Origin of the sequence: Caldisalinibacter kiritimatiensis, assembly GCF_000387765.1 — a bacterium.
Taxonomy (GTDB): Bacteria; Bacillota; Clostridia; order Tissierellales; family Caldisalinibacteraceae; genus Caldisalinibacter; species Caldisalinibacter kiritimatiensis.
This window is the reverse complement of record NZ_ARZA01000044.1, coordinates 1-6916: the sequence shown is the minus strand read 5'-3', so window position 1 is coordinate 6916 and position 6916 is coordinate 1. Positions and strand designations below refer to the sequence as shown.

At 30.5% G+C, this 6916-nt stretch carries 6 protein-coding genes and 1 CRISPR repeat array; all 6 genes read right to left on the bottom strand.

The genetic code is table 11. From position 1 onward, the window contains the following. Nucleotides 1-98 precede the first annotated feature (98 nt). The 6 genes from L21TH_RS01480 to L21TH_RS01455 all read right to left on the bottom strand — a co-directional run bounded on the left by L21TH_RS01480 (nt 99) and on the right by L21TH_RS01455 (nt 6334). Nucleotides 99-1700, bottom strand: coding sequence for a Na/Pi cotransporter family protein (locus L21TH_RS01480; RefSeq protein WP_006307310.1), 1602 nt, complete (start codon nt 1698-1700; stop codon nt 99-101). 129 nt (nt 1701-1829) lie between these two features. After that, the gene (gene trmL / locus L21TH_RS01475; protein ID WP_006307309.1) at nt 1830-2300 is read right to left on the bottom strand and encodes a tRNA (uridine(34)/cytosine(34)/5-carboxymethylaminomethyluridine(34)-2'-O)-methyltransferase TrmL; all 471 of its coding nucleotides are present in this window, start codon (nt 2298-2300) and stop codon (nt 1830-1832) included. 20 nt (nt 2301-2320) lie between these two features. Then, entirely contained in the window at nt 2321-2782 is a 462-nt protein-coding gene (locus L21TH_RS01470; RefSeq protein ID WP_006307308.1) for a chemotaxis protein CheX, read from the bottom strand. Between the two features lie 128 nt (nt 2783-2910). Next, on the bottom strand, nt 2911-3840 hold the full coding sequence (locus L21TH_RS01465) for a DUF362 domain-containing protein (protein ID WP_006307306.1): 930 nt from the start codon (nt 3838-3840) through the stop codon (nt 2911-2913). Between the two features lie 92 nt (nt 3841-3932). After that, entirely contained in the window at nt 3933-5612 is a 1680-nt protein-coding gene (locus L21TH_RS01460) for a putative ABC transporter permease subunit (protein WP_006307305.1), read from the bottom strand. Then, on the bottom strand, nt 5609-6334 hold the full coding sequence (locus L21TH_RS01455; protein ID WP_006307304.1) for an ABC transporter ATP-binding protein: 726 nt from the start codon (nt 6332-6334) through the stop codon (nt 5609-5611). Before L21TH_RS01455 ends, L21TH_RS01460 begins: the two co-directional genes overlap by 4 nt. A 179-nt stretch (nt 6335-6513) precedes the next feature. Then, a CRISPR array of direct repeats spans nt 6514-6808; the repeat unit is 30 nt; unit sequence ACTTTACATCCCATATAGTTAAGATGAAAC. Between the last annotated feature and the right edge of the window lie 108 nt (nt 6809-6916).

Genomic DNA, 6916 nt, shown 5'->3' with positions numbered 1-6916 from the left:
CAGCCCCTGCATCGGACTTTCACCGACAAGCAAGCGCCCATGCTGGGCGCACTAAAAAAAAAAGACAGTCGTTAATAGACTGTCCTAAAATTCAAATTCTATTTTATTGCATCTAAAATACTTAAAGAAATATTTGATGCATGGTCTGCTATTCTCTCAAGATTACTAATGATATCTAAAAACACTATTCCTGAAGTTGGATGACATAAAGATTTATTTAATCTTTCAATGTGATTTGCTCTAAGCTGTTTTTCCATTTTATCTATCTCTTTTTCATAATTAATCACTTTTTTAGCCATTTCCATATCTGCAGTTTTGAATGCCATAAGAGCTAAGTTAAATGATTCTTGGACTTTATTAAACATTGTTTCTAACTCTTTTTTAGCTTCATCAGTAAATTCTAATCTATGGTCTATTGTGTATTGTGATAATTCAGCAATATTATCAGCATGGTCTCCAACTCTTTCTAAATCATTGATAGTGTTAAACAATGTTGTTATTGTTGCTTGTTGCTCATCTGTTAACGGTGCATGAGTAAGTTCTATCAAGTACTTAGTTATGTCTTTTTCTAATTCATTAATTTGTTTTTCTATCTCAAATACTTCATGCGTAAGTTTTTCATCTCTTTCAAAGAAAGAATTAATTGATGTCTTAAAAGAATTTTCTACTATTTTACCCATTCTTAATACTTCTTTTGAAGCCTGTCCAGCTGCTATAGAAGGTGTCTCAATTATTCTTGAATCAAGATATTTTAATCCTTGTGTTATCTCTATTTCCCCTGGTATTATTCTCTTAACAGCTTTTACTATAAACCCGGCAAATGGGAATTGTACAATAACATTTATTACATTAAATAATGTATGTGCATGGGCAATTTGTCTTTGTACATCGTTTTTTGCCAATATGTCTACAAGTTTTAAAATCGGGAATTGTAGCACAAAAATAAATAGCAATGTACCTATTATGTTAAATAAAAAGTGCATAAGTGCTGCTCTTTTGGCAGTCTTACTCGCTCCAATACTTGAAAGTAGAGCAGTTGTTGTTGTACCAATATTATCACCATATAATATAGGAAGTGCCATTTCTACATTTATTAAGCCTTGTCCTGCTAAAGCTAATAATAATCCTATAGAAGCACTACTACTTTGTACAATAGTAGTTAAAGCAAATCCAACTACAATTCCTACATATGGGTTATTTAAACTTGTTAGAATATCTTTAAATGTTTGAGATTTACTTAAAGGTTTTAGATATGAACCCATAAAATCCATACCTACAAAAAGTATACCGAAACCAATAAGTATTTCCGCTATTTCTTTATTTTTCTTTTTTGATGAAAATATCCAAATTCCTACTCCTATAGCAACAACAATCGGTGCTATATCTGTTAATTTGAAAGCTATTAACTGAGCAGTAATTGTAGTACCTATATTAGCCCCCATGATAATACCTATAGCTTGACTTAAATTCATCAATCCTGCATTAACAAATCCAATTGTCATAACTGTTGTTGCGCTACTACTTTGGATTATCATTGTCACAACAGTTCCAACTAAAACTCCCATAAACCTATTATTAGTCAAAATCTCAATTAACTTCTTCAACCTATCCCCAGCAACTTTTTGAAGACCCGTGCCCATTAAGTTCATACCATAAAGAAAAAGTCCTAGTCCACCAAGTACACCAAAAGCTATTTCCATAATAAATCCTCCCATCTTTATATTGTATTAAATGGCACGTAAATACATAATACTACATAAAGACGGGAGTTTTGTTAAATCCATGTTAAATTTGTTTAGTTTAAGTTATTTTTGTTAACTTTTCGTTAACTAAATTAAATTTGGAAAGCCTGTTTGTCTTAATGCTTCATATAAAATAATATTTACTGAATTTGCTAGATTTAGTGACCTAGCTCTTTCATTTTTAAGCATTGGTATCCTCATTGTTCTTTCCTTATTAGCTTCTAATAGCTCCTTAGGAAGTCCTGCTGTTTCTTTACCAAATACTAAAAAACACTCATCAAAAAACTCCATTTCGGCATGACTATACTTACCCTTAGTAGTTGCATAAAAAAACTTATCTTTTCCATACTTTTCCACAAGTTCGTCAAAGCTATCATAATAATGAACATCCAATAAATCCCAATAATCTAAACCTGCTCTTTTTAAATATTTATCATCAACTGAAAAACCCAAAGGCCTTACAAGATGTAAGCTAGAACCTGTTGCTGCACAAGTTCTAGCTATATTTCCAGTATTTTGTGGGATTTCCGGTTCTACTAATACTATGTTTAAAGCCATATTATCACCTCATTTATGTACTACTTTTCTAATAATAAATTCAATTCAATTTGATTTTCTTCTATTTCAAAAGGTACACACATAATCTCAGGACTTGAAGAGGTATATACCATATGATTACCTTGTAAAACACTTGGTGGTGTTATATCTACTGATGCACCAAAATCGTATAAACCTACAGCTGCATTACCTAATATCATATTACCTAATTCACATATTGCGCTTTTTGCCATTTCATCTAAAACAGCTACTGGCATTCCACCCATCATATTAGAAGCTATTTTTTTTGCTATATCTTCAGTAAGACTAATTACTACTTGTCCTTTTAATGTACCAGTCATTCCTATTATTATTCCAATATTATCTTTTAGGACAACCTCTTTTTTAAAGTAAAAGTCCTTTTGAGTTACTTCTATATTAGCTACCTGAGAAATAATCTCCTTTCCAGACTTTACAAACGGCTTTACTAACTCTTCTTTCAAATCACTTCATCCCTTCAGTTTATTATAATCCCTTAATAGTGATTATAACACACACTATATTTAATAATCTATATAAGTAGAGATATATTTGTGTAAAAATTTATTTAAATCTACTTTTTTCGACACTATTACTTGTTTCCATGAAATCCTTTTATACCATTACTATCTAAAGATACTGTATAATCATAAGCTCTTGTAGTAAAAATATTTTCAGCATCAGCTAAAGTAACTCCTTTTAGCTGTACATTTTTTAGTTCAGCTTCACCTATACCCCTCTTATATGCTTCATATAAATAGTGTACTGCCTGAGGCAAAAATCCCAATAACCTTGCACCAACAGTATCACATGCCACTGGGTCAGTTCCTGCAATTATTAATCCCGGTGTATCTACTGCCTTACCATCAGAAGGCCCTGTTCCTATCATTGCTTTATCTGCACTAATTATTGTAAGGTCTATAGGAAATTTTTCTGCCATAGCTACTATGAAATTATGTAAGTCTTCATGTATTCCTAAATCTTTTTTAGGAAATCCGTGAATTTCAGCAGGAGGCCAGCCTAATGCTATGTTTTTAAGTCCGGCACTCATAGTAGCTTCCTCATGCATTTTTAATTGTGTAAATGACATAAGTACATCCATGTTGTTATATAATTCATTCATTTTTGTTTTTGCTGGGATGTTATGATTTAACTCTAATTCTATATAAGGACCATAGTTCAAATCTATAAATTTTACGTTGTTATCTTTTATTACTTTGTCATATCCTACATACTGCATAACCACATCTGTTGCATCTCCACCTGAACCAGTGGCAACAATTATTTCTTGAGGTTTATATTTTTTTATTATTTTTATCAATTTATCTAAAGTATCTGGTCCAACAACAGTTCCTGTATTAGGTTGCTTTGCTTTAACCCAATTTGGAGTTATAACAACCCTATCTCCTTGTTTTATGATTCTTTCCATAGGTAAGTTATTTAAACATTGTTCTAAAGACTTACTTTCCTTTACATTTTCGGTTATAGAAACAATTGGCTCCATTACTCTTCTATTTCTCATTATTATCCCTCCAAAAAAATAATAGACTTTAGGATTTTTCTTTGTCCTAAAGTCTATTATCTTTAAGTAAGAAGTTATTTATTCAATTAATTCTATTCTATACTTACTAATCTACTAGCAGTTATTGGAGTTATTACAAAGAATAATATAATAGATAAAACTACAAAGATAACAGTTAATATTGTATAAATTAATATTGGTTTTAAATTTAATGAAAATAAAACAAATACAATTCCTGCAAGTAAAACAAGATACAATATTCCTAATAGCAAAGAAAATAATACATTTAAGTTTTGTTTCATAGCTTTTTGTGGATTATCCCAATCAAGAAGAGGTCTTAGAATATCTATGAATATACCTGCTTCAACAACCGGTATACTTCCTAAAAGACCTAATATAAAAACTACTAATATAGTACTAATCTCAAGTTCTACAACAAAAGAAGCCGATCCCAACATTATAACAACAGCAAAAAGCTGTACTAAAAGGCAGCTTAATATTTTACCTAATAAAAAGTGGTCTACTTTAATTGGAATAATCCTAGATATCCAAAATTTTCTACCTTCCCTAGAAAAAGTTGTAGACGCTACACCACTTGTAGCAATAAATATAATTAAAGCTACTATAGCAAGATTTATAATTGGAAGATTGTCTACTGTATAATACCTCATTAAAGAGTTAGCAACTTCTTTAGAGGTTACTAATGGTATCGCTATTGCTATTGGTATAACTATGATACTTCCTATAGAGTTCATCATAAATATTGGAGTCCTTATCAATATTCTCAAGTCTCGCATCATTATGGCGATAATCGGATGATTTTTCTTTGAAGTCTTTTTCTTAAATTCTTTTTCTGACAGCTTCTTTTTCTTTGTAACCGTTTCTTGTCCTCCAATTATACCCTCAAAAAATACTTTTTCACCTATTAATACCATTAAATAAAATGCCAATACAGAAACTCCTATCAATAGCACTAAATTAATCAAACCATTTAAATTATTAGAATTGATTAACGTAAAAGAAGCCCAAACACAAGGTGGAAAAGCTGTACCCATTTTCTTGACTAGCACATCATTTTGAGATGCTATTTGAGCAATATATTCTTGTTCTTGACCTTCTTCTACATTATTACTCATAGATTGGATACCAAACTGTAATCCTATGATTAATACCAGCATCACTACAAACCCTATAATTCTTATTAAGTCTCTTTTCCCTTTTATGTTTGTAACCTTCATGAACAGCATTACTAATATAGTTGATAAAGCTAATGGTATAACAGGAAGAACAATAAATGTTAAAATACTATATATCCAATAAAGTAATCCCCGGGATGCGTTTATTCCATATATTGTAAACACAGGAAGGATAAGTGGGAATATAGTCATATACTCATTAACCACTAAAGTAACAAACTTTGCAATTAGTATTTTATTCGGTTTTAATGGAAGTGGTATAAGTATATTTAAGTCGTTAGAAAAATAAAACTTACCCATTACATATAGTATTCCAAATATAAAAATAACAAACTGTGAAAATAGAAAACCAAGTAATAACAGTAGCCCTTTTTGGCTAATCATTTCAAAGCCTTTATATAAGCCTTCTAGTAATTTAATATACAGAACATATGTAGGGATTAAAGACATTATTACAAAAATAAACACTAATGGCTGCCATAAATCCTTTTTTTGTTTAAAGTATTTATACTTCATCGCTGATATTCCAAAGTTAACATTTAAATTTACTTTTATTAGTGATATTAACTCTCTCATTTTTCAGTCAACTCCAAGAATATATTTTCTAAGGATTCTTTATTAACGGATTGTTGTTTTAATTCTTCCATTGTACCTTGAGCTATAATTTTACCTTTATTAATTATAGCTATTCTATCGCATATTTTTTCTGCAACTTCAAGAACATGGGTTGAGAAAAATACTGTTTTTCCTTCTTCACACCTTTTTCTCATTATTTCTTTTAAATCAAATGCTGATTTTGGGTCTAAACCTACCATAGGCTCATCAAGTATAAAAAGTTGTGGGTCATGAATCAATGCTCCTATTAAAACAACCTTCTGTTGCATACCATGAGAATAGCTTTTTATTGGGTCATTTATTGCATCCTTTAGCTTGAATATTTCTAAATATTTTTCTATGCGTTCAGCTCTTTCTTCTTTTGATACCCCATAAACATCAGCCATAAAGTTTAAGTATTCGATTCCAGTAAGCCTATCATATACTTCTGGAGCATCAGGTACGTAGCTAATAAATGATTTTGCTTTTATTGAATCTTTTTGATTATCTACACCATTTACATATATCTTTCCACTGTCAGGCTTTAATAGTCCAACTACCATTTTTATAGTGGTAGTTTTACCTGCTCCATTTGGTCCTAAGAAACCAAATATCTCCCCTGATTTTGCGTGAATACTTATATTGTCAACCGCTTTAATTTGTCCTTTATTATAGGATTTTGATACATTTTCTATCTTTAACACAATTATCCCCTCTCCAACTGTATAGATTGTAATATAAATATATTATATAATATATTACTATTTTTTCCTAGAAATACTTCAACTGGTTGATTTACTTTCTATTTTGATGTTTTTTCACGAAATTTCCATATAGTTAAGATGAAACAGTTAAAGGCAGAGATAGAAAGGTTTTTAAATGAACTTTACATCCCATATAGTTAAGATGAAACGATATGGGTCATCAATTCTATTTCTATTGCTAAACTCACTTTACATCCCATATAGTTAAGATGAAACGCTTACAATACCATTCAAGGTATTTCAAATGTAATCAACTTTACATCCCATATAGTTAAGATGAAACTACTTATAACAGAAGGCCTTGGCTCTTGCAACACAACTTTACATCCCATATAGTTAAGATGAAACGGTCTATAGCTAGAAGAGCTGCGTTAGCAAGAGATAACTTTACATCCCATATAGTTAAGATGAAACTACTGGAGAACAAGACTTTCATAGTGGCATAGATATTTCCTTTACATCCTGTATTTGTCAAGTGAAAAATCCCCCAGAATTTAATTGAAACTTCCCCTAGTGGAGGAA

What these genes read in the sequence shown, in the direction of transcription:
- L21TH_RS01460 (WP_006307305.1), bottom strand. Translation starts at nt 5,612, where the DNA reads ATGAGAGAGTTAATATCACTAATAAAAGTAAATTTAAATGTTAACTTT.
- L21TH_RS01465 (WP_006307306.1), bottom strand. Translation starts at nt 3,840, where the DNA reads ATGAGAAATAGAAGAGTAATGGAGCCAATTGTTTCTATAACCGAAAAT.
- L21TH_RS01480 (WP_006307310.1), bottom strand. Translation starts at nt 1,700, where the DNA reads ATGGAAATAGCTTTTGGTGTACTTGGTGGACTAGGACTTTTTCTTTAT.
- trmL (WP_006307309.1), bottom strand. Translation starts at nt 2,300, where the DNA reads ATGGCTTTAAACATAGTATTAGTAGAACCGGAAATCCCACAAAATACT.